This is a genomic window from Chryseobacterium echinoideorum, from assembly GCF_007474535.1.
Classification (GTDB): Bacteria; Bacteroidota; Bacteroidia; order Flavobacteriales; family Weeksellaceae; genus Chryseobacterium; species Chryseobacterium echinoideorum.
This window is the reverse complement of sequence record NZ_VKNW01000002.1, coordinates 297,343-323,003: the sequence shown is the minus strand read 5'-3', so window position 1 is coordinate 323,003 and position 25,661 is coordinate 297,343. Positions and strand designations below refer to the sequence as shown.

Sequence of the window (25,661 nt, the reverse complement as noted above, 5' to 3'; positions counted from 1 at the left end):
ATTTTTTGCAAAATTAAGAGTTTATAAAACAAAAAGCTCAACCCACGAAAGGATTGAGCTAAAAATATTTTAATAACTTATTGTCTATAGAGGTTTGTAAAAATAATTTACAAGGAAGCCTTGTGTAACATAAGTTTGAGGATCATATTTATAATCTGTAGAGAAAACAACAGGAGTTGGAATTGGCACCATTAAATCTGTAACCGATACTCTTTTAGGATTGTTTGGTGATAAAATCATACTTCTTTTGTCATTGATTTCTGTAGAGATCAAATTTGAAACCTTATACTCAAAAGGAAGTAGAGTGTAAGCATTGATTTTAGCATCATAATTGGTAAATTCAAAGCCATATTTTTGTGTAGGAGGATCAAATGTACCACCGTTGAGTACGCCGATTTCTTTTAAAACAGAAGACACATTATCTCCTAAATAAGTAAAAGTAGCTTTTGAATAATCGGTATAAGTAAAAGAACTTCCTGCATCCGGACCGTCTTTCATCACGATAGAAGCAAGCTTCCCGGTTGTAGAACTATAGGTAAGATTGTATAATGCTTTTCTTTTTGCTAAAACAACCCAAGGTTGCGGAGGTGTTCCCGGTGCTTTTGTGTAAGTTGTTCTGTTTTCTGAAATCAATGTAAGTCTTCCTAAATTTCCATAAGTAAATTGCTGCGTATAAGAAGTACTGTCTGTATCTAAAATGCCATCTCCATCAGAATCCAAAAACCCATAGTAAGTAATTTTGCTTATTTTATCACCGCTCCATTCAATATTGGTTACAGAATTTTTTTCAGTTAATACCTTAGTCAGAAGAAGACCACTGTATTGATATTCTGCAATTGTACCAACATCGGTAACCTCTCTGGATAAAGCTCTTGGCCCGATAAGCCCCGTATTATCATTCAGATCCAAAAGCGGATCACCTTCTTCATTTACCAAATCTTTACAAGAGTGTATAGAAGACAAACCTGCTATTAGTAAAACAAAATAGAAAAGTTTTTTCATTTCTAATTGGGATTATATAATTTTCTACAAATATAATTTTTTTTTGTATAAAAATTACATTTTTGCAGATATTATCACAAGAAATACAACAAATATAAAATTACAAAGCTTTGTAAATATATTTCTGTGACTGTGACTGATCAGAAACCGGATAATTCTGAGAATCATACAGATAGTTAAGCGTTCCAGGAATTGCAGGAGCTGGAGGTGTAACAATACTGAAATCTGTAAGGTTATTAGCCGATAAAGAATAAAAATTAAAAGGATGATATAAACTCCAAACAACAAAAAATTCTTTTGGTAACGTATTATACGGATTTATTTTACTGTCATAACTACTATAATTATAGGTTGATGTAAACACTGTTGACATATCCGGAACTCCCGCAGAATTGGTCATTCCATTTTCCATAATCATTTTTGAAATATTGTTGCCAGTATAGGTGATATTATAATTGAAAAAGAATGAGTAAGCATTTCCTGATTTTTTCTTTTCAACAATTTTTGTCATTTTGCCGGTTCCGTCATAAGTATAGGTATATTCGCTATCAAAGTTTGGAACTCCAGCTATTGTTCTATAGCAGGTCGTGAAATTGATTTTCCCGCTAGCATCGTAAGTGATATTATATTCTTGCGATATATTATTTGCAGGAACAGAGCCGTTAACTTCCTGATCAAACTTAACTTTCGTAATTTTACCTGATGTGTAGGTAACTTTTGCTATGATATAAGAATTAGCCGCACTTGTTTCTTTAAAAATTGCTTTTTCAAGTATTGTCCCATTGGTGACATACTCCTGATTGATGATGTTGTTTGCAGTGATTTTATGTAAAATCCTCGGTCCAGTAATTGTGGCAGTACTTCCGCCTCCGTTATTGGGATTATTTGGATTGTTCTTATTGTTGTTAATAGGATCGTCTGTCGTATTATCGCAAGAAAACATAAAACCCATCGCAAGAATTGCGGCAGCTTTAACAAAATAATTTTTAATCATAGTTTTAATTTATTTTGGCACAAATATAATTATTTTTCAAAATCAAAGGATATAAATTGAAAATTTCGCATTAAAAAAATAATTTTATTAAACATCAAATAAACTAAACAATAATCACTGTCCCAAAATAGATCGAAGCAATACATTCACTTCATCCACATTTTTCACTTTATCTTTTCGCATCATCAGTTGATTTCCGTCTTTTGCTATTTTCTCTTTGAGCTGAGCCTGAGCAGGATTTTGGGTGAGATACGAAATAATATGACGGAATTTATCGGTCTGATAAAACTTATCTTGTGGATTTCCGGGAAAATAGCCTAGAAAAATTCCGTTTTTCATGACAATTTTCTCAAAACCAATATCTGAAGCAAGCCATTTTAATGACACACTTTTCAGTAAGTTAACCGCCTCTTTGGGTAACTCTCCGAAACGGTCTTTCAGTTCAGATTCAAATTTCTGCAGATCTGTTTCATTATTAATTTCAGCCAGTTTCTGATAAAGCTGTAATCTTTCTTCGGTGCTCGACACATAAGAATCAGGAAGCATCAATTCTAAATCAGTATCAATATTCACTTCTTTTACAGACTTGAATAATTTTTGCCTTTCTTCTTCATTTTCAAACAAATTTTCAAAATCTTTATCATCTTTAAGCTCTTCCAATGCTTCTTGCATCAACTTTTGGTACGTTTCAAAACCCATTTCGTTGATAAATCCGCTCTGTTCACCACCTAGCAAATCTCCGGCTCCGCGAATTTCAAGATCTTTCATCGCAATCTGGAAACCGCTTCCCAAATCCGAAAACTGTTCAATAGCTTCCAGTCTTTTCCGCGCATCAGAAGTCATCATATCAAAAGGCGGTGTAATGAGATAACAGAACGCCTTTCTGTTGCTTCGTCCTACCCTCCCTCTCATCTGGTGAAGATCTGCCATTCCGAAACGCTGTGCATCATTGATGAAAATCGTATTCGCATTCGGAACGTCTACCCCACTTTCTACAATGGTAGTAGAAACCAACACGTCATATTTACCTTCCATAAAATCCAGAACATTCTGTTCCAGCTGTTTTCCGTCCATCTGACCATGACCGGTGATTACTCTTGCGTCAGGAACCAATCTTTGAATAAGCCCGGCAATATCTTTTAAGTTTTCAACTCTATTGTTGATAAAATAGACTTGTCCGTCTCTTTGCAGCTCATAAGACACCGCATCACGGATCAGCTCCTCATTAAAGCCAATAATCTGTGTGTCGACTGGCTGCCTGTTGGGAGGAGGGGTTTTGATCACCGATAAATCTCTTGCTGCCATCAAAGAAAACTGTAATGTTCTCGGAATCGGAGTTGCGGTTAGAGTAAGAGTATCTATATTACTCTTTAAAGTTTTAAGTTTATCTTTTACGGCAACACCAAATTTATGCTCTTCATCAATGATCAATAAACCCAAATCTTTGAATTTCACTTTCTCGGAGGTCAGCTGATGTGTTCCAATCACAATATCTACTTTTCCGTTTTTTAAACCTTCAATCGTTTCGTTTTTCTGTTTTGTCGTTCTGAAACGATTCATGTAGGATATATTAACCGGAAAATCCTTTAGCCTGTCTTTAAAACTTCTGTAGTGCTGAAATGCAAGAATGGTAGTCGGAACCAAAACCGCAACCTGCTTTCCGTCTGTTGCCGCTTTAAAAGCAGCACGAATAGCGACTTCAGTTTTACCGAAACCTACATCTCCACAAACCAGGCGATCCATCACGCCATCATCTTCCATATCACTTTTCACATCAATGGTTGCTTTTTCCTGATCGGGCGTATCTTCGTATACAAAACTTGCTTCCAGCTCATTCTGAAGGTATGAATCGGGACTGAATGCAAAACCTTTTGCTGTTTTCCTTTCTGCATATAATTTAATCAAATCAAAAGCAATCTGTTTTACTTTGGCTTTAGTTTTCTGTTTCAACGATTTCCAGGCAGGAGATCCCAGTTTGCTCAGTACCACTTCTTTTCCGTCGGGACCGTTATATTTTGAAATTTTATGCAAAGAATGAATGCTTACATACAATAAATCTCCGTTTTTGTAAGTCAGTTTGAAACATTCCTGAATTTTCCCGTCATTGTTTACCTTCACCAAACCCATGAATTTACCAATTCCATGATCAATATGGGCAATATAATCTCCTATTTTTAAAGACATTAAATCTTTCAGCGTCAACTGCTCAGATTTGGCAAAAGCATTTTTGGCTTTGTATCTTTGATAGCGATCAAAAATCTGGTGATCTGTGTATATCAGAATTTTATGATCCTGATCTACAAAACCTTCATGAAGTTCAGATTTAAAACTTTTGAAAGAAACCTGATGTCCCAACTCTTCAAAAATAGATTCGAGCCTGTCTTTTTGTTTTTCTGATGAAAAAGAAATCCACAGATCATAATCTTGTTCCTGCTTTTCAAGAAGATTTTCAATAAGCATTTCAAAATTCTTATGAAACGAAGGCTGAGTAGTCTGATTTAATTTTACGTCAAAAGACTTCATGGCATCAATTCCGACACTGCTGAAGTCTATGGTTTTAAATTTTTTATAATCAAACAAGAAATCTTCATCCGAAATAAAAAGTTCATTTGGCGTTCTGTGCGAAATATCCTTGTTTAAGTTTTCATATTTTTCCAGCGACTTCTCATAAAATGATTTGATTTTCTGAAGACCTACGACTGCATTTTTAGAAGCTATCACCGTATCCTTGGGAAGAATTTCAAGCAAAGAAACTTTCGTTCCCGAAACTGAAAAATTCATATTGGAAACCAGCTGAAAATCATTCACTTTATCTACCGAAAGCTGAGTTTCTATGTCGAAAGTTTTAATATTTTCTACTTCATTGCCAAAAAATGTGATTCTGTAAGGCTTTTCGTTGGAATAAGAAAAAACATCTACAATTCCTCCGCGGACAGAAAATTCTCCAGGCTCAGATACAAAATCTGTCTGATGAAACTGGTAATGGTTCAAAAGCTCGTCCACAAAATCAAAATTAAGCTGATCGCCAACTTTTATATGATGCGAAATGGCTTTAAAATCTTCTTTTTTAAGCACTTTTTCAGATAAAGCGCCCATAAATGCCACAATCATTTTTGGAGATTGATCAGAGTTTATCTTATTAAGAACTTCCGTACGAAGAACCAGATTGGCATTTTGGGTTTTTTCTACCTGATAAGGTTCAAGATGAGTGGCGGGAAAATAAAGTACATTTTCATGACCCAACAAATCTTCCATTTCCGTATTGGCATATAGTGCTTCTTCTTTTTCATCAAGAAGAAAAAGTATAGTTTTGTTTAATGTCAGGAAAACTTCTGCTGCTACAACCGAAGCCGAAGAGCCTGCACTTCCTTTTACTAAAAGATGAGGATGATTGTCTGTAGATTGCAAAATTTCTTTCCCAAATTCTTTTTTCAACAAATCCGGCAAAAAGTTTTCGCTGATATTTTTTAACTGCATAAATAATCTGTAAAACGACAAAAACGATTTCGGGAGTTTTCCGAAACCGTACAAATGTGTCTGCAAAGGTAAAGGTTTGTTTTAAATTTATCCCAATGATCATTGAACAAGATAAATTTTAACATAAAATTTGATTTATCTTAAAATTTAACCAATGTATTCCAAAAAGAGTTAAAAAAATATATCAAAACCAAGTTTAGGCACAATGTTTGGAAAATCTTACTCCATAAACCAAAAAAATAAGTATTATGAAAAATGTATTCAAAATTTTAGGAGTATTCGTTCTCCTTTTTGCAGTAACGTCAATCACCTCGTGCAGAAGCGATGATGACCCCGCAGACAACGACTTTTTTGCAGGAACATACAAGGGAAGTATTTCCTACACAGATGATCAAAACAATATCTCTACAGACAATGGGGAAGTATTCGTAACAAAAATTGCCAGTGGGACAAAATATAATTTCAGATTTTCAAACGGAATTCCTGATCTGAATGGTCTTGAATTTGAAAAACAAGGAGACAATACCTTAGTGATGGTTAATTCAAACGCTTTGGTATATGTAAGAATTGACAATAACGAATTGAAAATGCTTTACACTGCAGATGGAAAAACCTGGAGAGCTAACTGTACAAGATAATAAATTGTAAAAATAAACTTAAAAATCCGCTTCAAAGAAAGCGGATTTTTTGGTAATAAAATTCAAATTCATTATTGAAAATAAATTTTGTATTGAGTTTTTATTTAATTTTACTGTAATCAAAAATTCAAACTAATGAAAAAATTCTTAACAGCCTTATCTCTGGTAATAGGATTAGGATTTGCTTCGGCACAACAGACCGCGCCTGCCGTAAAAACTTCTAAAACCATCGTAACCAAACAGGTAAAACCCTTAAAAGCAGCCGAAACATCAGCTGTAAAACCCTCGGTAAAACTTAAAAAAGACGGAACACCAGACAAAAGGTACAAGGAGAATAAGAAACTGAAAAAGGATGGAACCCCTGATAAAAGATATAAAATTAATAAGTAATTATAATGCTGATTCGATTTTTGAATCAGCATTTTTTATAATCATTTTGAAATCTAATCAAATTTTCTGACTATCCATAATTGGGTGAACTAAGACTTTCAATATCATCAAAAATAAGCAAGATAATAGTTTATTTAAAGTAATTTAGCTAATCATGCCAATATTTTCACGCCATATCTTTACTTATTTATAAATTTGAACCATGTTAAATTTTCTCAAAAAACAAGCAGCATTAATCTGGGCAAAGAAAAGCGTAAGAAAGGCAGAAGATTTTAAAGTGAATGCAGAAAAAAATCAGGAGCAATTATTGCTTTCGCTTGTGCAACATGCAGAAAAAACACTTTTTGGGCGAACCCATGGTTTTGAAGACATCCGTTCTGTAGAGGATTTTCAGAATAGAGTTCCTGTCGCTGATTATGAAGACCTGAAACCTTATATTGAAAAAGTAAAAAAAGGACAGCGAAATATTCTCTGGACAGAAACTCCCGAATATTTTGCAAAAACTTCAGGGACTACTTCCGGCGCGAAATATATTCCCATCTCAAAAGAAGGAATGCCTTATCAGGTAAAAGGAGCTCAAAGTGCACTTTTCCATTACATCGCAAAAAAAAATAACGCCGATTTTGTAGGCGGAAAAATGATTTTTCTGCAGGGAAGTCCTGAGCTGAAGGAGGTTTTTGGAATCAAAACCGGCAGACTTTCGGGAATTGTAGCCCATCATATTCCTAATTACCTTCAGAAAAACCGCTTGCCAAGCTGGGAAACCAACATGATAGAAGACTGGGAAACCAAGGTAGATAAAATTGTAGAAGAAACCGAAAAAGAAAACATGACTTTGATTTCGGGAATTCCGCCGTGGCTTATTATGTATTTTGAAAAACTGATTGAAAAACACGGTAAAAAAATCAAACAGATCTTCCCTAATCTTCAGCTGATCGTTACCGGAGGTGTAAATTACGAACCTTACCGAGATAAAATGGAAGAACTTCTTGGCGGCAACGTAGATATCGTCCAGACTTTTCCTGCATCTGAAGGTTTTTTTGCATTTCAGGATGATTATACCAAAGAGGGTTTATTGCTTTTAACCAACCATGGAATTTTTTATGAATTTATTCCGCTGGAAGAATATGGTAAACCCGACGCCAAAAGACTGACATTGAAAGATGTTGAGCTTAATAAAGATTATGCATTGATTCTTACGACCAACTCCGGACTTTGGGCATACTCTATTGGTGATGTGGTAAGGTTTATTGATAAAAAACCGCACAGAATTCTGGTAAGCGGAAGAACCAAACATTTTACTTCAGCTTTTGGTGAACATGTCATTGCCTTTGAAGTGGAAGAAGCCATGAAAGCCGCATTGGAAAAGCATCCTGCACAGATTACAGAATTTCACCTCGCTCCTGAAGTTAATCCTGAAAATAATTTACCTTATCATGAATGGTTTATTGAGTTTGAGAAAGAACCGCAAAATTTGGATTTATTTACCACAGAACTTGACAACCAGCTCAGAAAAAGAAACTCTTATTATGATGATCTGATTTCCGGAAATATTCTGCAGAAGCTCAAGATTTCCAAGCTTAAGAAAAATGCCTTCAATGAGTATGCAAAATCTGAGGGAAAACTGGGTGGACAAAATAAAATCCCCAGACTGGCAAATGACAGAAAAATTGCAGATTTGCTGAAAATTTATAAAATTTAACCATATTTTCTTCAATACAAAAACATATATTCAAAAAAAATTATAAATTTGAAAAACTAAAAAATTATAATGAAAGCATCTGTACTTTTAAAATCATCTTTATTAACGTCGTTATTTGTGATATCATCATGCGCTACTACAAAATACAGCGAAGATGTTGCAAAAAATAATTACTCTAATCTTGAAGCAGGAAAAATATATGTAGTGACTCCAAGAGACGGCTCAAAAAAGCAAACGATTTTATTCCGAAATATAGCAGGTGACAACATCATTGGTACAAAAGGCAAAAAAGACAGCACGGAAGTAATAATTCCAAAAACCAATATTGCTTCAGTAAAAGACAGATCAAAAGCAAGAGTAACAGCAGGAGCAGTAGTAATTGGTGCAGCCGCTGCAGCCGCTATTGTGATCAGCTCTTCGCGTGCAGATTAAAATAGACCTTATCTCTCAGCAGATATTTTATTTATCATTTGAAAAATAAAAAATACCATAGCCTTAAATGAAGATTTAGGGCTATTTTTGCATCATGATTTCTTCATTACCGCTCAAAACATTACAAAATATAGAATTCAGAAATCTTCTCACCGGAAGATTTTTTATTGTTTTAGCATTCAGAATGTTGGCAACATTATTGGGATGGTGGGTTTATCAGCTTACAAAAGATCCGTTTTCCATTGGTTTAATAGGGCTTTCGGAGGTTATTCCTGCCGTTAGCTGTGCATTATACGCAGGTCATGTTATCGACATGAACGAGAAAAAGAAGCTACTACTCATCTGTAACTATGCCTATGTATTTCTCATCAGTCTTTTGCTCATCCCTGCTTTTCTGAATGTTAAACTTCACTTTTCCGGACATGAAATCACCTACTTTATTTACGCAGTGATTTTTCTCACCGGAATTGCAAGAGCCTTTATCGGTCCCATCGTGCCTTCAATGATTCCTAAAATTGTAAAAAAAGTGAATCTTCCCAATGCGATTACATTAAATCAGGCAACATTTTTGATTTCATCTGTTTGCGGTCATGCAGCAGGCGGATTTTTAATTGAATTTTACGGAATTAAATGGACTCTGGTCGCTGTAATTGGTTTCATGATTTTGGCTTCATTTTTTTTCTGGAAGCTTAAACCCCAATTTTCTGAGCATAAAAAAGAAGAAATAAAAGTAATGGAAAGCATCAAAGAAGGAGTTTCCTATATTTTTAAAACCAAAGAAATTTTAGGAGCACTTTGTCTGGATATGTTTGCCGTACTTTTTGGTGGCGCGGTTGCCATGATTCCTGTTTTTGCTACTGATATTTTAAAATCCGGGGCAAATGGCTTAGGGTTATTAAATGCTGCGTCTGATATTGGCTCAATGATTATTATTACAACTCTTTCCCTGGTGCCACTAAGAAAAAATCAGGGGAAAATTTTACTGGCTGTTGTTGCAGGCTTTGGGTTGTGCATTATAGGATTCGGATTAACAGAATATTACTGGCTTTCATTTATATTTCTCGTTCTGAGCGGTATGCTGGATGGAATTTCAGTAGTGATCCGAGGTACAATTGTTCAGCTTAAAACTCCGGATCATATTCGGGGAAGAGTTTTGAGTGCCAATTCTATTTTCATTATGTCAAGTAATGAGATGGGACAATTTGAAAGCGGTCTGGCTGCAAAACTTTTTGGAGTGGTAAGATCGGTTATTCTGGGAGGCAGTATGACCGTGCTTATTGCTGCAATAGTTGGGATTTCTAACTCAAGATTGAGAAAAATGCAATATTAAAATAAATCTATCGTTAACAATACATACAAAATAAAAAACTTACCATTAGGTTGTTATTTTTTTTATATTTGTGTTTAAAAAATTTTCAAAATGAAAAAAACTTTACTCATTTTTTTAATAATTATTTCCCAGATGATTTCTGCACAGTCCGACTGTCCTACAGCGATTACAGTTTGTGGAAACTCGGGAATATCCTATACTCCTTCCGGACCGGGTAATATCCTTGAAGATTTAGGAGGATGTTTGAGTGACGATGAAAACTTTTCCGTATGGTATACTTTCACTATTAAAACAGGCGGAACGCTTACTTTTACCATAAACCCTAATGTATTCGATGATGATTATGACTTTGGAGTATACGGACCTAATAAAGCATGCAGTAATTTAGGCGCACCTATTCGCTGTAACTTTTCCGGTCTTGATGGACCAACAGGACTTAATCTTACTACAGTACACCCTGCCGTTAATGCACAATGGAGTGGTTTTATGAATGTTTTACCCGGTGAAACATATTATTTGGTTATTGACAATTATTCAAATAGCCCAAACGGATTTTCGCTTACGTGGGGAGGTACAGCTACATTAGCATCACCATTTAATGATCCTACACTCATTACGAATCCTTTTATTGCTCCAGGTTTACCTAATGCAGACCCTACTCTTCCTAATGAAATTATTGTTTGTTCAAATCCGGCAACTTTTGATTTTAGTTCTTTAACCAACGGGATCATTAATGGCAATACCAACTTTACGGTAAACTATCATTATAATACCAATGATTTGCTGACAGGAGACAATCCTATCACAACTCCAATTACCGTAAACACAACAGATACTTATTATTACAGTATAACTTATACTGATCCTACCAATCCGAATAACCCCATCAATAAGTGTAAACAGACAGGCGAGTTTAAATTCAAGGACGGAACTATCGTTGCTACCGATGATACGCTTACAGAATGTAATAACAATAATACAGGACAGGCAGTGTTCAACCTTACGACAGCGGATGTTATCAATGATCCTACGTATGTTAAGAAGTATTATGCTTCAATGTATGATCTTAACAATAATATAGAAATAGCCAATCCTTATCAGTATACATCTGCTGGAGGTTCAGTTTTTGTATTGATTACTACACCTTTTGGGTGTACAGATATTGCAGAGATCAAGTTGCAGTTTTACCCTGTCATTACAGTTACAGAAGCTACACTGAGAACTTGCTTTATTGAAGGAAATCCTGCAACAGGATCATTTAATCTGGAAACTGCATTAATTAATAATCCAACCGGAACTACCAAAAAGTATTTCCCATCAATGACGGATGCAATAAATTCAACAAACGAAATCACTAACATCACCAATTACATTGCTCCAACAGGAGTGATATATATCAGGGTTACGGATGGTAACGGGTGCTTTACTGTTGCGAAAGTAAATTTAATTGTTTTCCCTCCGGTATATTCTACAGTTTTACAAGACAAAGTAATTTGTTTTGAAGATAAGACAACACTAGATGCAGGTCCGGGATTCAGCTCATATCTTTGGAGTACGGGTGCAACGACCCAGACAATTTCTGATGTTGCAGTGGGTACTTACTGGGTAAAACTGAAAACGGGAGACTGTACTTCTACACAAACTGTAAAAGTATATGCTTCTGAGCAGCCTGTAGTATCTAATATTGATATTTCAACAACGACTATTACCGTGAATGCAACAGGAGGAACACCAGGTTATATGTATTCTATTGATAATGTAAACTGGCAGGATTCTAATGTATTTACTGACATCACAAGAGGCGATCACACCATTTATGTAAAAGATTCGTATGATTGTGAACCAATACAGGTAAACATTGTCGTTCCAAACTTAGTAAATGTTATTACACCGAACGGAGACGGAATAAATGATGAAATTGATTATTCTGCATTGGCAGGAAAACAAAATCTTGTCCTTAGTATTTTTGACAGATATGGGGCAAAAGTTTATCAGGCTGACAAAACAAACGGCTACAAATGGAACGGAACTACCAATGGCAGCAAAAGAGTTTCTACCGGAAACTATTGGTATTCTGTAACATGGAATGAAAACGACAAAGCCAAAACACCCATCAAATATTCTGGTTGGCTGATGGTAAAAAACAGAGAATAAAATATAATCAGACTTTACTGAAAGCCGCTTAATGCGGCTTTTTTTTAATTATAATTATAAATATTACATTCCACAAATAAATTTTTAAGTAAATTTGTTCTAAATATCATTTAAAAATGAAAAAAATATTACTTCTTTTTATTATAACATTATCGCAGTTCTTCTATTCGCAATCAGATTGTATTTCAGCAATACCTGTGTGCGGAAACTCAAACATTAACTATAACCCTGGCAGTAATGGAAATGTTGTTGAGCAAACTTCAGGAAGTTGTTTGGGACTTGAACATTATTCAGTTTGGTATGTTTTTACGGCTGCAACCAGTGGTACTATTGAATTTACTATTGACCCTAATACTGTTCCGGGAGTCACTCATTATGATTATGATTTTGCAGTTTACGGTCCTAATATTAATTGTGCAACTTGGGACTTTGGTAATGCGATAAGATGCAACTTTTCTGGAACTACTGGTGCTACAGGACTAAGTTCAACAATTACCGGAGATAAATGGGAAGATGCTCTTCCTGTCTTAGCAGGGGAAACTTATTACTTGCTAATTGACAATTATATTCCTAGTAATCCTTATGGTTTTTCATTAACTTGGGGTGGCACAGCTACTTTAACATCCCCTTTTACAGATCCAACACTTACACCCAATCCTTTTCTACCTCCAGGTCCTGCAAATAACGGAATTGTATATATTTGTTCTAATCCCTCAACATTCAATTTCTCAACTCTTTCTACGGGTATAGTTAATGGAAATCCGAACTTTTCAGTAAGTTACCATACATCATCCAATGATGCATTAACAAATTCAAATCCAATTACAGCACCAATTAGCGTAAATACGACCAATACATACTATTATGCCATTCATTATCTTGACCCTACCAATCCTTCCAATCCTCTAAACGATTGTACACAGACAGGCACAATTAAATTTGAAGTTGGTCCGATTATAACTAATAACGTAACTGTAAAAGGATGTAACAACAACGGCGCTGGTTCAGCAATTTTTAATCTTACAACGGGTAACGTGTATTCAGACCCTACTGCAGTTAAAAAATATTTCCCAACTTTAGCTGATCTCAACGCAGGAACCAATGAGATAATTTCTCCTTCATATTATTCTTCTTCTGCTCCTAAAAAAATATACGTAAAAATAACCACAACAGACGGATGTTCAGCAAATGCAGAGATAACTTTAGAATACTACCCCCCTATTCCTTTAACACCTGCAACATTAGAATCTTGTTTTATTGAAAATGCTTTTAATACGGCTCAATATGATCTTACTCAAGCGGTTGTAACAACTGCTACAGGAACTAACAAAAAGTTTTATAAAACTAAAGCAGATGCATTGGCCGGTACAAATGAGATCACAAATCCTACGAATTACATTTCTGCTGCGGGAGAAGTCTATGTAAGAGTTATTAATGAAAATGAATGTTACTACATTACAACGATTACTTTAAAAGTGATTCCGCCTGTAAAATCTACTGTTCTGAAAGACAAAACAATCTGTATGGAGGACAGAACTACTTTAGATGCTGGTCCCGGATTTGCAGCTTACGAATGGAGCACAGGAGCTACTACACAATCTATACAGGGCGTTGCCGTGGGATCATACTGGGTAAAACTAAAAACAGGAAATTGCTTCACACTTCAGCAAGTAAATGTTTATCCTACACCTCAACCTGTTATTGCAAGTGTGGATATAAAAAACAACACAATTACAGTAAATGCTTCAGGAGGAACTGCACCTTATGAATATTCTTTAGACGGAATCAACTGGCAGTCTTCAAATGTTTTTACTGATTTACCTAGAGGTGAAAATAAAATATTCTTAAGAGACAGCTATGATTGTACCCCTATTCAGGTTCAGCTTACCGTACCAAACCTTGTCAATGCAATCACTCCAAACGGTGATAATGTAAATGATGCGGTTGACTATTCTGCTTTGGCTTATAAAAAGAATTTAGTATTTACCGTTTATAACAGATACGGAAATAAAATTTATCAAGCAGATAAAGTAAGAAACTACAAATGGGATGGCACTTCTGGTGGTAAGAAACTAAATACAGGTACTTATTGGTACACTATTACGTGGAATGAAAACGATCCAAACAGTACCCCTACGAAGTATGACGGATGGGTTCTTATCAAAAACAGAGAATAATTATATCATCTTTCTATAAAAAAATATCACCTCATCATCGGGGTGATTTTTTTATCAACACTATCCCAGCTCTTTATTTCAAAGCTTTTTTAAAGTTATTAACATAGAAATATTAGTTACTCATTTCAAATTATTTTTTTGAAATAAACTATCTTTGCAATATGGCGCAGAAAGAAACACTCTCTTCACTTACACAAGGTAATTTTGCTAGAGAATTGTCGATTGCAGACGGAAAAATGCCTCCCAATGCAGTAGATTTTGAAAGACTGGTAATCGGTACTTTTTTAATTGATAAAAAAGGACTCGATTATTCTATTGATCTTCTCACCCCTGAAGTTTTTTATGATCCGAGACATCAGGTGATCTTTTCTGCATTGCTAAAATTGTATGAAGGCAATCATCCGGTCGACATTATGACGGTCATTCAGGAGTTAAAAAAAACAGACAAACTGAATGCTGCAGGAGGTGATCATTATATCATTGAGCTTACGATGGGAGTAAGTTCTTCCGCGCATATTGAGTATCACGTAAGAGTAATTCTGGAGAAGTATATCCTCAGAAGCTTAATCAATGTATCAGCAAATGTCATTGATTCATCATACAAAGAATCAACAGACGTTTTTGAACTTTTAGACAAAGCCGAGCAGTCTTTTTTTGAAATTACCAACGGTACCATAAAAAAAGGATTTGACACCGCCAACTCTTTAGTAAAACAAGCTATTGACACCATCAAATCGCTGAAAGACAAAGAAGGACTTTCCGGAGTACCTTCAGGATTCAGAGATGTGGATAAAGAAACCGGAGGCTGGCAAAATTCTGACCTTATCATTATTGCAGCCCGTCCCGCAATGGGAAAAACGGCATTCCTATTGTCGATGGCAAGAAATATTGCTGTAGGCCACAAAATTCCAATGGCTCTTTTCTCTCTCGAAATGGCATCGGTACAGTTGATTACCAGAATGATTGCTTCAGAGACAAGAATTTCGTCAGAAAAACTGAGAAAAGGAACTTTGGATGATGAAGAATGGCAGAGACTATTCTCAAATGTATCTGAGCTGGAAAATGCTCCTCTTTACATTGACGAAACCCCTTCTCTTTCTATATTCGATTTCCGTGCAAAATGCAGAAGACTGGTAATGCAGCATGGCGTAAGACTTATCATGGTGGATTATCTTCAGCTGATGACTGCAGGTGGCGGAGGAAAGGGTACCGGAAACCGAGAGCAGGAAATCTCTATGATTTCACGTTCCCTAAAAGCGATTGCCAAAGAATTAAATGTGCCTGTAATTGCACTTTCTCAGCTATCTCGTAGTGTGGAAACACGCCCGGGAAAAAGACCTCAGCTTTCTGATTTGAGAGAATCCGGAGCTATTGAGCAGGACGCAGATATTGTATCTTTCATCTTCAGACCAGAATATTATAAAATTGCAGTTTGGGATAATGACGAAGAAGGGCAGGAAACTTCTACCGAAAATCAGGCAGAACTCATCATTGCAAAACACAGAAACGGTGCAACGGCGGATGTAAGATTATCTTTCTTAAAACATTTTGCAAAATTCGGCGATATTGAAGCTGCTTTCGATGGCGGGACAGGTGCAATTGGTTATAATAATAATTTATTAGGAGAACCAAGCGGTTTTGATAAAATTAAAACGACCATTCAGCCCGGCGCTGCATTTGACCTGCCTGACAATTCTAAACTTTCAGGGTCTTCTATGAATGATTTTGATGATGAAGATGATTTTCCTTTTTAATTTTAAGAATCAATTAAGGCAAAACTAAATCAACAATTATCTATACCTGATCCTTATCCTGACTTATTCTATGAGAATTGAAATTTACACCGATGGAGCATGCAGTGGAAATCCCGGCAAAGGAGGTTATGGAATCCTGATGAAAGTTCCCGAAAAAAACTATCAGAAAACATTCTCAAAAGGTTTCAGAAAGACAACCAATAACAGGATGGAACTTCTGGCTGTCATCACTGCATTAGAAAAGCTGAAATCGACTGAAAATGATATTCACATATTTACAGACAGTAAGTATGTTTCAGATGCCGTCAATCAGAACTGGATTTCCGGATGGCTGAAAAGAGGCTGGAAAAATGTAAAAAACCCTGATTTGTGGAAAAGATTTATTATTCTTTTTAATCTACATAAACCTACGATACACTGGATAAAAGGTCATGCCGGTCATTTTGAAAACGAACTTTGTGATAAACTTGCCGTAGCCGCTGCTGCTTCACACAACTTAGAAATAGATCATTATTTTGAAAACCCTAGTACGGACAATTTATTTCAATAATCTAATTTTTTTAAAGATCTATTACCCTTTTCATTAATTACTTTTAAATTTATTGAGAAATAATTATCAATTTCAATAAATTTAACACACCACATTCATTTATTGGCAGATAATTAATATCTTTACATTACTAATTTTAAGTAAAACTAATACATGAATAAAAATCTATTCTTTTATGTACCTTTTTTCATTTTTTGTACATTAGGAAAACTATTCTCACAAACCTATCAGCTTACCGGAAACCCTGTTAATACAACGGGATGGGATGTAGTTCCTTCTGCTGCCGTAAATACAGATTTCATCCAGCTTACAGCAGATCAGACATCGCAGGTTGGCGGTATTAAGCTTAATGCGCCTATTAACTTAAAATATTGCGACAAATGGCGAGTAGAATTTGATTTTAGAATTGATGGAAACGGAACCCCTTCCTACGGCAGAGGTGACGGTCTGGCATTTTGGTATCTTGCCAATCCTCCGGCATCTTACACTTCTGGAGGCGGATTGGGAATTCCGGCTAACGCAACAGGTCTTATGGTAGGTTTTGATATTTTCAACAATACTACCGAAGCACAAATGAGTAAAGTCCACGTACTTTACGGGACGAATAATACTGCAGGTTCTAATATTGAATTTAATAATACACCGGGAAGCACTTTCCATACTGCAGATCTTATCACTACACAACCTTTTACAGGAACAACTTATAAACATGTTGAAGTAACCGGTGAAGTTGACCCTGCTAATATCAACAATTGGATTATAAAAATTAAAATTGACAATAATCTGGTAGTAGATCAATCTTTTGCTCCCTCAGGTGCTGCCGTTGGAATGACACAAGGATATTTTGGATTTTCCGCTTCTACAGGAGCTGCAAGCGCAAGACATTCAATAAAAAATGTAAAAGTTTTCACCGATAAAGTAAGTATTTCACAACCCTCTGTTTCACAACAAGCATGTCCTAATCCTACAACTGGTTTCGGAACTGTAAATTTAACTTCATTTAATTCTCAATTTGTTGCAAATCCTTCGGGATACACATTCACTTATTCGGTTGGAGGAACTCCTGTTGCAAATCCTTCCAATTATCAGTTTAATGCCAATACGACTGTAAACGTAATTATCAAAGATAATTCAGCATTGCTCTGTGACAATCCTGATGGAAGCATTCAACTTACTTTAGGAAATTTCAGCGCAACCAACAGAACAATTTCTGCTTGTAATAACAATGGTGCAGCTACTGCGGTATTTAACCTTACCTCTGCCAATGTAACAGGTGTAAACGGTGTTACTAAAAAATACTTCAAAACTTTGGCAGATCTTAATGCCGGAATCAACGAAATCACCAATCCTACAGCTTATGTTTCTGGACCTGGTAAAGTATATGTAAAAGTTACCACTCCGGAAGGATGTACGGGAAATGCAGAAATTACATTAAGCTTTCATCCTCTTCCCGTTGTACAGGATGCTGTGCTGGAATCTTGTTTTATAGAAACAAATACTGCAACAGGATTGTTTAATCTTACATCAGCAGATGTTACAAGTGATACCGGAATTACAAAGAAGTTTTACACTTCTTTTGACAATGCTTTAAATGGAACCAATGAAATCGTCAATCCAATCGCATACATATCTTCTAATTCAGAAGTTTTTGTAAAGGTAACCGCCATTAGTAACTGTTTCATTATCAAAAAAATAACACTAAAGGTTATTCCACCGGTAAAATCAAGTGTTTTAAAAGATAAAACAATTTGCATTTATGAAAGAGCAACGCTGGATGCTGGTCCTGGTTTTTCAGAATATCTTTGGAGTACAGGCGCAACCACACAATCAATACAAGGTGTTCCCGCCGGAACTTATTGGGTAAGGCTAAAAACAGGAAACTGCTATACTTTTCAGACTGCTGACGTGAAAGTTGCGGTAAATCCAGTCATTTCCAGCATTGATATTAAAAACAATACAGCTACTGTGAATGTTTTGGGAGGCACTGCTCCTTACCAGTTTTCCATCAATGGCATCAATTGGCAGGATTCTAATATTTTCACAGATCTTCCGAGAGGGGAAAATAAGTTTTATGTGAAAGATTTCTATAATTGTACTCCTGCTGAGGTACAGATTACCATTCCTAATCTTGTTAACGTCATCACACCCAATGGAGACAATGTGAATGATATTATTGATTACACCGAGCTTGCTTACAAGAAAAATCTGACATTCACGGTGTATGACAGATATGGCAATATGAAGTATGAAGCAGGAAAACTGAGAAACTACAAATGGGACGGAACTTCCGGTGGTAAAAAATTATCAACAGGAACTTATTGGTACACTATTTCGTGGATCGAAAATGATAAAAATAATACTCCGACAACTTATAACGGATGGGTATTATTAAAAAACCGAGAATAATTTTTTTTCATTATTATATTATAATTAGAACCATCCTCTCGAAAGGGTGGTTTTTTATTTAAAATTTTGCTAATAGTGTTTTTCAAAACGATATTATTCATATTCAATTGCTAAATTTGTGTTATGAATTATTTGGAAGCACTCAGCAGAAGATATTCTGTAAAGAAATTTAATCCCGATTTAAAGGTACCTGAAAGTATTCTTTTAAATATTTTAGAATCGGGTAAACTCTCTGCCAGTTCACAGGGATTACAGCCTTACAAAATTTTCGTTGTACAAAGCAATAGTATGCTGCAGAAGCTTGTTCCCGCTTTTTATAATCCTTCTCAAATCACAAGCTGTTCCCATCTTATCGTGATTGTTTCCAAAAAAATGATTGAAGATCATTATATTAACGGATATTTTAATCATATTTCAGAAGTAAGAAACATTCCCACTGAGCAACTCACATCATTTAAGAACAGCATCAATCAGCATATCAGCCAACAGACTGAAAACCAACTTTCGAACTGGGCAGAAAAACAATCGTACATTGTTTTGGCAAATCTGATGTACGCAGCTGCATTAGAAAATGTAGACACATGTCCTATGGAGGGCTTCAGACAGGATGTTTTAGAAGAAGTATTAGAAATTGATTCCGAAATAGAAAAAGTTACCGTAACACTGGCTCTAGGTTACCGCTCGGAAGAAGACCAATTCCAGCACATGAAAAAAGTGAGAAAGCCAAACGAAAAATTGTTTAAATTTATTTAATTAAAAGAATATCTGAAATCTCCTATATGATAAAAGCAGATGTATTAGTGATTGGTTCCGGAATTTCCGGTCTGTCTTATGCTATTAAAATATCCGAACAGCTCCCGGATGCGAAAATCATTATTGTAACAAAATCTGATGAAGATGAAAGCAATACAAAGTATGCACAGGGCGGCTTGGCTGTTGTGACAGATTTTAAAAATGATAATTTCGAAAAACATATTGACGATACAATGCGTGCCGGAGATGGCGAAAATCAACGCAGCGTTGTTGAAATGGTAGTAAAAGAAGCTCCTGCAAGATTCAGAGAAATTGTAGAATGGGGAGCCAATTTTGATAAAAAAAACGGTGAATTTACACTAGGCAGAGAAGGCGGACATACAGAAAACAGAATTGTACACCACAAAGATATCACAGGATTTGAAATCGAAAGAGCTTTACTTCAGACCGTTAAAAACAATCCGAATCTTGAGATTTTAGATCATCATTATGTTATTGATATTATTACTCAGCATCACATTCCCGGAAAAGAATTAAACGAAGATGAGATCAATTGTTATGGAGCCTATATTTTAGACGAAAAATCTAAAACCATCAAAAAAATAACATCCAAAATTACCCTTGTGGCTACCGGAGGTGCAGGACACGTTTATAAAAACACCACCAATCCTACCATTGCTACAGGAGACGGAATTGCTTTTGTTGCACGTGCCAAAGGAAAGGTCACCAATATGCAGTATTATCAGTTTCACCCAACAGCTTTATACAGTAAAATTGACGGAATGTTGTTTTTAATTTCTGAAGCAGTACGAGGTGACGGTGCAAAATTACGAACCAAAAGGGGCGAAAAATTTATGCACAAATACGATGAGCGTGAAGAATTAGCATCCAGAGATATTGTGGCTAGAGCTATTGATGCTGAAATGAAAATCACCGGAGACGAATTTGTGGGTTTGGACTGCCGTAAAATGAATCATGAAAAATTTCTTGAGCATTTTCCTAATATTTATAAAAAATGTAAAGATGAAGGAATTGATCCTTTCACCCAACTGATACCTGTAGTTCCTGCATGCCATTATCTAATGGGCGGAATTGAAATTGACAAAGACGGGCAGTCTTCTATAAAAAACTTGTTTGCTGTAGGAGAATGTACCAATTCCGGGTTACACGGAGCCAACCGGCTTGCCTCCAATTCACTTCTGGAAGGTCTGGTTTTTGGGCATAATGCAGCCATAAAAACCGTAGAACTGCTAAAAGAAAATAACTTCAACTTTGATGATCTGAAAGCAGTTCCGGAATGGAACGAAGAAGGTATGAAAATCATTGATGAGATGGTGATTGTTTCCTACTTAAGAAAGCAGCTTCAGGAAATGATGAGCGATCTTGTAGGAATTGTACGCAGCAACAGCAGATTGAAAATGGCGCTACAAAAGCACGCAGAAATTGCAGCTGCTGTAGACGAGATCTATCACTACTCTATTCTTTCGCCCCAGCTTTCAGAATTAAGAAATCTTACTACCGTTGCCCATTTGATCATTACCCAGTCCATGGAAATGACTCAGAATAGAGGTGCATTTTACAATAAGGATTTAGTTTAAATAATTGATTATCATTTAATATAATGAAAAGACCAAACTACGCTACAGATAAAGTTTTAAAACAATTCATCAAACGTGCTCTGGAAGAAGACATTCAGGATGGAGACCATTCTACTCTTTCTACTATTCCTAAAAGCCTTGAGCAAAATGCAAAACTTTTGGTAAAACAAGACTGCATCCTGGCAGGAGTTGAGCTTGCAGAAATCATATTTAAAACATTTGACGAAAATTTAAAAGTAGAAACATTCATCAAAGATGGAGAAACCGCAAAAATTGGAGATGTTGCTTTTATTGTGTCCGGAAGCGCAAGATCAATTCTCTCAACAGAAAGATTGGTTTTGAATTGCATGCAGAGAATGAGCGGAATTGCAACTTTAACTCACGATTGGGATTCACGATTGATTGGTTCTAAAACCAAACTTCTAGACACCAGAAAAACCACTCCAAATTTCAGAGTTTGTGAAAAATGGGCAGTTTCTATAGGAGGAGGCACCAATCACAGATACGGCTTATACGATATGATCATGCTGAAAGATAATCACATTGATTATAACGGAAGTATTACCAAGGCGGTAAAAATGGCAAAAGACTACATTAAAAAAAATAAGAAAAAGCTTAAGATTGAAGTTGAAACACGAAACCTTGAAGAGGTGAAAGAAGCTATCAATGCTAAAGTAGACCGAATTATGCTTGATAATATGGATATTGCCACTATGACTAAAGCAGTAAAATTAATTAATGGATCATGTGAAAGTGAAGCCTCCGGAGGAATCACCAGAGATCAGCTAAAAGACATAGCTGCAACCGGAGTTACATTTATCTCCGCTGGTGCGCTGACACATTCAGCAGAGAATATTGATCTCAGTTTGAAAGCAATTATGTAAAACATTGTATTTTTAATAAAATCTACCCCCTTTTATTAAAAAATAAATAATATGATTTTTTTCATATTAAAATTGAATAAAAATTTAATATACTGAAAAACAATACTTTACCATTATTAAGACTGATTAAAAATTAACATAAAGTTAATAATAGTTAAATTTTATTTGTCGAATTTTGCAGAAAAATTAATTCTAACTATTACTTACGATTATGAAATTAATCAACAAATCAATGCTTACTGCGATAATCACATTATCAACAGCGAGTGTTTATTATGCACAACAGGTGAGAGATACAGCAGCATCTTCTAAAGACATTGAAGAGGTTGTACTTACCGGTGTTGCCGATCTTGCAAAAGACAGAAAAACTCCGGTTGCTGTTTCCACCATTAAAGAAGCACAAATCCAGGAAAGATTAGGAAATCAAGAATTCCCTGAAGTTCTTGCATATACACCTTCTGTGTATGCTACTAAAGGAGGCGGTGGATTTGGAGACGGACGTATGAATGTTAGAGGTTTTGACACAAATAACACAGCTGTCATGATTAATGGTGTTCCGGTTAATGATATGGAAAACGGTTCTGTTTATTGGTCAAACTGGATGGGTCTATCGGATGTTACTTCAGCCATGCAAATTCAAAGAGGTTTGGGAGCATCAAAATTAGCGATTGCATCTGTAGGGGGCACAGTTAATATTATTACAAGAGCTGCTGACAAAAGAAGAGAAGGTAATGTTACCGTAGGATTAGGTAATGATGGCTATCATAAAGCCTTATTTTCATATAATACTGGTAAGTCTGATAAAGGATGGTCAGCATCATTCTTAATGAGTAGAACAGCAGGAGCAATGTATATTGATGGTTCAGATTTTGAAGCTTATAACTATTACTTTGCTTTAGGTTTCCAACCTAACAAAAAACACGATTTTCAATTTACATTTACCGGTGCACCGCAATGGCATAATCAAAACTTTACCAACACTATTGAAACTTATTTGAAATATGGTAAAGACGGTGAGCCAAACCGAAGATACAATTCAAACTGGGGGTTTTTGAACGGTGATCAGTTTTCTACTAACACGAATTATTATTCTAAACCTGTTGCATCAATTAACTGGGATTGGAATATTTCTTCAAAATCTAAACTATCAACGGTCGGTTATGGATCTTGGGGGCGAGGTGGAGGAACCGGTTTCTTAGGAAATATCAACGGTACTAGTATTTTTAGTCTACCTAAAACTGCGGATGGTCAAATTAGATGGGATGATATAGTTGCCTGGAATCAAGGTCAACAAGTGATCTGGAATCCTGCACAGCCTACTGCAAATATCAACAAGGTTAATGCAACACCGGGAATTGCTACCAGATCAAATGGTCTAGTAAGAAGAGCACACGTAAACTCTCATGACTGGTATGGAATTTTATCTAATTTCCAGCATAAAGTAAATGAAAACTGGAATTTCCAAGTAGGTATTGATGGTAGATATTATTATGGTTACCATCCAGGTGTTATCACCGACTTTTTAGGAAATAACGAATACCGTGAGAATCAAAACTTAAATTTACAACCTTTTTATAGTGTTACTGATTCTCAAAACGCAACACCTTCTGCAAATCCTTTTGCTAAAGCCGTTAAAGATAAATCACAGATTGCCAGCAGAAATTACGATGGTCAGGTTAGATGGTTAGGTGCTTTTGGTCAGGTTGAATATTCTAATGATGTAATTTCCGCATTTATACAGGGATCATTTTCTAGCCAAGGCTACCAAAGAATTGATAATTGGATTATTGACGGAGTTACTAGACAGCCAAATGTTCCTACAGGTCAGGTTGTTTACAGAAAAACAGGATACAATAATTTCACAGGATACAATGTGAAAGGAGGCGCAAACTACAACATTAATGAAAATCACAATGTTTTTGTAAATGCAGGATACTATTCAAAGCAACCTCAATTTAGCTCTGTATATGTTGATAACCAACAAGTTTTAAATCCAAATGCTACTAACGAAAAAATAGGCTCGGTAGAATTAGGATATGGATTCAGGAACTTATCCGGACTAAGAGCCAACGTAAACCTTTATTACACCTCTTGGGACGACCGTTTCCTTAGAATTGGAGGAATCCCTCTTGCTTCAGGTGATAACGGATATGCCAATATGTTAGGAGTAAAACAAGTACACATGGGTGCAGAGTTTGAAGCAAGCTATAAAGTAAATGAGTATATTGACTTAACAGGTATGTTCTCTTATGGTGATTGGAGATATAAGAATAACCCAACCGGAAATTTCTTTGACAACAATAACCAGCCAGTAAATAATGCAAATGGCAGCAATGAAATCACTTTAGCTCTAGATGATGTAAAAGTTTCAGATGCAGCTCAAACAACTGCCGCTTTAGGTATTACTGTACATCCTGTTAAACAAATGAATGTTTATGCCAACTGGAGATATGCAGGACGCTTATATTCTCAGATCTCAATCAACAGAAATTACGAAATTGTAAATGGTGTCGTTCCTGACGCAGCTAAAAAAGGAGCATTAGAACTTCCTTCATATAACATTTTTGATCTTGGAGCTTCTTATGCATTCAACCTTAGAAACAATAATAAACTAATACTTTCTGCTAACGTTTATAACTTACTAGATACTGTATATATTTCTGAAGGTAGAAATTCAATCCATGCTGACGATATTCCTACAAGATTACAAGACGGAACTGTAAACTCACAAAAGCTTTCTTATCAACAGTTAGGCTATATGTATAATGGTGTTGCTACGGCAAATCAAGTATATTTTGGTACAGGAACTACTTGGGCAGCTTCTATCTCTTATAGATTCTAATAATTATAACTTTTATTACATACCAAATCCCGGCTTTATCGCTGGGATTTTTTATATTTGCATCTAATAAAAATATACATTATGGATTTCAACATCATGCTTCAGGCACACCGTGGTTTTGCTTATTTAATCTTACTTGCCACTACAGTTTTTGTCGTAGCACTTTTGGCAGCCATGTTCGGATATTCCGGGAAAATCTCAAAGCTTTTGAGAAAGTCTACGCTTTTTACAATGATTTTTTTTCATACTCAGGCTTTGATAGGTCTGGTAATGCTTTTTTTCTTTTCACCCGGTTTCAAAGCTGCGAAAGAAGCAGGAATATTGATGAAAGATGCTGTTGCCAGAAATACCTATGTTGAGCATCCTACTGCAATGATCATTGCTGCTGTATTATTAACGATTGTCAACAAAAAGTTTAAAACAAATGACAGGCTCAATATGAGTTGGGTTATCATGGCGTTGATAGCTGTAGCATTAATGCTTTGGGCTTTCCAGTGGGGCAGATTATTCGGATAAAAAATCTTTTGCCAGATTTGATTTTCAGGCAAGCAATATAATTTAATCTTAAATTTTTAATT

18 protein-coding genes are annotated in these 25,661 nt (G+C 35.6%); 15 read left to right on the top strand and 3 right to left on the bottom strand.

The genetic code is table 11. The annotated features are described in order from the left end of the window. Positions 1–84 precede the first annotated feature (84 nt). The 3 genes from FOL89_RS03790 to mfd all read right to left on the bottom strand — a co-directional run bounded on the left by FOL89_RS03790 (position 85) and on the right by mfd (position 5,473). Complete coding sequence (locus FOL89_RS03790; protein ID WP_144281515.1) at positions 85–1,002, bottom strand: hypothetical protein; 918 nt, start codon at positions 1,000–1,002, stop codon at positions 85–87. Between the two features lie 100 nt (positions 1,003–1,102). After that, the gene (locus FOL89_RS03785) at positions 1,103–1,996 is read right to left on the bottom strand and encodes a hypothetical protein (RefSeq protein ID WP_144281514.1); all 894 of its coding nucleotides are present in this window, start codon (positions 1,994–1,996) and stop codon (positions 1,103–1,105) included. A 114-nt stretch (positions 1,997–2,110) separates the two neighbouring features. Then, a complete protein-coding gene (gene mfd, locus FOL89_RS03780) occupies positions 2,111–5,473 on the bottom strand; it encodes a transcription-repair coupling factor (protein ID WP_144281513.1) in 3,363 nt (1,120 codons plus the stop codon). Between the two features lie 248 nt (positions 5,474–5,721). Between mfd and FOL89_RS03775 the strand changes: the two genes are divergently transcribed. The 15 genes from FOL89_RS03775 (at position 5,722) to FOL89_RS03705 (ending at position 25,599) form a co-directional block, all read left to right on the top strand. Further along, complete coding sequence (locus FOL89_RS03775) at positions 5,722–6,111, top strand: hypothetical protein (RefSeq protein WP_144281512.1); 390 nt, start codon at positions 5,722–5,724, stop codon at positions 6,109–6,111. 135 nt (positions 6,112–6,246) lie between these two features. Beyond that, positions 6,247–6,501: a hypothetical protein gene (locus FOL89_RS03770; protein ID WP_144281511.1), complete on the top strand. Its 255-nt coding sequence runs from the start codon at positions 6,247–6,249 to the stop codon at positions 6,499–6,501. A 202-nt stretch (positions 6,502–6,703) separates the two neighbouring features. Next, positions 6,704–8,203, top strand: a complete 1,500-nt coding sequence (locus tag FOL89_RS03765) for a GH3 auxin-responsive promoter family protein (RefSeq protein WP_144281510.1) — start codon at positions 6,704–6,706, stop codon at positions 8,201–8,203. Positions 8,204–8,272: 69 nt separating this feature from the next. Beyond that, positions 8,273–8,635, top strand: a complete 363-nt coding sequence (locus tag FOL89_RS03760; protein WP_144281509.1) for a hypothetical protein — start codon at positions 8,273–8,275, stop codon at positions 8,633–8,635. Between the two features lie 94 nt (positions 8,636–8,729). Beyond that, positions 8,730–9,965 carry an MFS transporter gene (locus FOL89_RS03755; protein ID WP_185146905.1) on the top strand — a complete coding sequence of 412 codons (1,236 nt, stop codon included), beginning with the start codon at positions 8,730–8,732 and terminating at the stop codon, positions 9,963–9,965. Between the two features lie 90 nt (positions 9,966–10,055). Further along, positions 10,056–12,119, top strand: a complete 2,064-nt coding sequence (locus FOL89_RS03750) for a T9SS type B sorting domain-containing protein (protein ID WP_144281508.1) — start codon at positions 10,056–10,058, stop codon at positions 12,117–12,119. A 116-nt stretch (positions 12,120–12,235) separates the two neighbouring features. Beyond that, complete coding sequence (locus FOL89_RS03745) at positions 12,236–14,296, top strand: T9SS type B sorting domain-containing protein (RefSeq protein WP_144281507.1); 2,061 nt, start codon at positions 12,236–12,238, stop codon at positions 14,294–14,296. Positions 14,297–14,457: 161 nt separating this feature from the next. After that, a complete protein-coding gene (dnaB, locus tag FOL89_RS03740; protein ID WP_144281506.1) occupies positions 14,458–16,050 on the top strand; it encodes a replicative DNA helicase in 1,593 nt (530 codons plus the stop codon). Between the two features lie 70 nt (positions 16,051–16,120). Beyond that, the gene (rnhA, locus tag FOL89_RS03735; RefSeq protein WP_144281505.1) at positions 16,121–16,600 is read left to right on the top strand and encodes a ribonuclease HI; all 480 of its coding nucleotides are present in this window, start codon (positions 16,121–16,123) and stop codon (positions 16,598–16,600) included. A gap of 153 nt (positions 16,601–16,753) precedes the next feature. Further along, the gene (locus FOL89_RS03730) at positions 16,754–19,006 is read left to right on the top strand and encodes a T9SS type B sorting domain-containing protein (protein WP_144281504.1); all 2,253 of its coding nucleotides are present in this window, start codon (positions 16,754–16,756) and stop codon (positions 19,004–19,006) included. Between the two features lie 123 nt (positions 19,007–19,129). Further along, on the top strand, positions 19,130–19,759 hold the full coding sequence (locus FOL89_RS03725) for an NAD(P)H-dependent oxidoreductase (protein WP_144281503.1): 630 nt from the start codon (positions 19,130–19,132) through the stop codon (positions 19,757–19,759). A gap of 26 nt (positions 19,760–19,785) precedes the next feature. Beyond that, positions 19,786–21,357, top strand: coding sequence for an L-aspartate oxidase (gene nadB / locus FOL89_RS03720; RefSeq protein ID WP_144281502.1), 1,572 nt, complete (start codon positions 19,786–19,788; stop codon positions 21,355–21,357). 23 nt (positions 21,358–21,380) lie between these two features. Then, complete coding sequence (gene nadC, locus FOL89_RS03715; protein ID WP_144281501.1) at positions 21,381–22,241, top strand: carboxylating nicotinate-nucleotide diphosphorylase; 861 nt, start codon at positions 21,381–21,383, stop codon at positions 22,239–22,241. 211 nt (positions 22,242–22,452) lie between these two features. Next, on the top strand, positions 22,453–25,083 hold the full coding sequence (locus tag FOL89_RS03710) for a TonB-dependent receptor (protein ID WP_144281500.1): 2,631 nt from the start codon (positions 22,453–22,455) through the stop codon (positions 25,081–25,083). Positions 25,084–25,164: 81 nt separating this feature from the next. Continuing rightward, a complete protein-coding gene (locus tag FOL89_RS03705) occupies positions 25,165–25,599 on the top strand; it encodes a hypothetical protein (RefSeq protein ID WP_144281499.1) in 435 nt (144 codons plus the stop codon). The last annotated feature ends 62 nt before the right edge of the window (positions 25,600–25,661 follow it).

Coding starts and splice junctions, on each gene's coding strand:
- FOL89_RS03790 (WP_144281515.1), bottom strand. CDS start 1,002: ATGAAAAAACTTTTCTATTTTGTTTTACTAATAGCAGGTTTGTCTTCT.
- FOL89_RS03785 (WP_144281514.1), bottom strand. CDS start 1,996: ATGATTAAAAATTATTTTGTTAAAGCTGCCGCAATTCTTGCGATGGGT.
- mfd (WP_144281513.1), bottom strand. CDS start 5,473: ATGCAGTTAAAAAATATCAGCGAAAACTTTTTGCCGGATTTGTTGAAA.
- FOL89_RS03775 (WP_144281512.1), top strand. CDS start 5,722: ATGAAAAATGTATTCAAAATTTTAGGAGTATTCGTTCTCCTTTTTGCA.
- FOL89_RS03770 (WP_144281511.1), top strand. CDS start 6,247: ATGAAAAAATTCTTAACAGCCTTATCTCTGGTAATAGGATTAGGATTT.
- FOL89_RS03765 (WP_144281510.1), top strand. CDS start 6,704: ATGTTAAATTTTCTCAAAAAACAAGCAGCATTAATCTGGGCAAAGAAA.
- FOL89_RS03760 (WP_144281509.1), top strand. CDS start 8,273: ATGAAAGCATCTGTACTTTTAAAATCATCTTTATTAACGTCGTTATTT.
- FOL89_RS03755 (WP_185146905.1), top strand. CDS start 8,730: ATGATTTCTTCATTACCGCTCAAAACATTACAAAATATAGAATTCAGA.
- FOL89_RS03750 (WP_144281508.1), top strand. CDS start 10,056: ATGAAAAAAACTTTACTCATTTTTTTAATAATTATTTCCCAGATGATT.
- FOL89_RS03745 (WP_144281507.1), top strand. CDS start 12,236: ATGAAAAAAATATTACTTCTTTTTATTATAACATTATCGCAGTTCTTC.
- dnaB (WP_144281506.1), top strand. CDS start 14,458: ATGGCGCAGAAAGAAACACTCTCTTCACTTACACAAGGTAATTTTGCT.
- rnhA (WP_144281505.1), top strand. CDS start 16,121: ATGAGAATTGAAATTTACACCGATGGAGCATGCAGTGGAAATCCCGGC.
- FOL89_RS03730 (WP_144281504.1), top strand. CDS start 16,754: ATGAATAAAAATCTATTCTTTTATGTACCTTTTTTCATTTTTTGTACA.
- FOL89_RS03725 (WP_144281503.1), top strand. CDS start 19,130: ATGAATTATTTGGAAGCACTCAGCAGAAGATATTCTGTAAAGAAATTT.
- nadB (WP_144281502.1), top strand. CDS start 19,786: ATGATAAAAGCAGATGTATTAGTGATTGGTTCCGGAATTTCCGGTCTG.
- nadC (WP_144281501.1), top strand. CDS start 21,381: ATGAAAAGACCAAACTACGCTACAGATAAAGTTTTAAAACAATTCATC.
- FOL89_RS03710 (WP_144281500.1), top strand. CDS start 22,453: ATGAAATTAATCAACAAATCAATGCTTACTGCGATAATCACATTATCA.
- FOL89_RS03705 (WP_144281499.1), top strand. CDS start 25,165: ATGGATTTCAACATCATGCTTCAGGCACACCGTGGTTTTGCTTATTTA.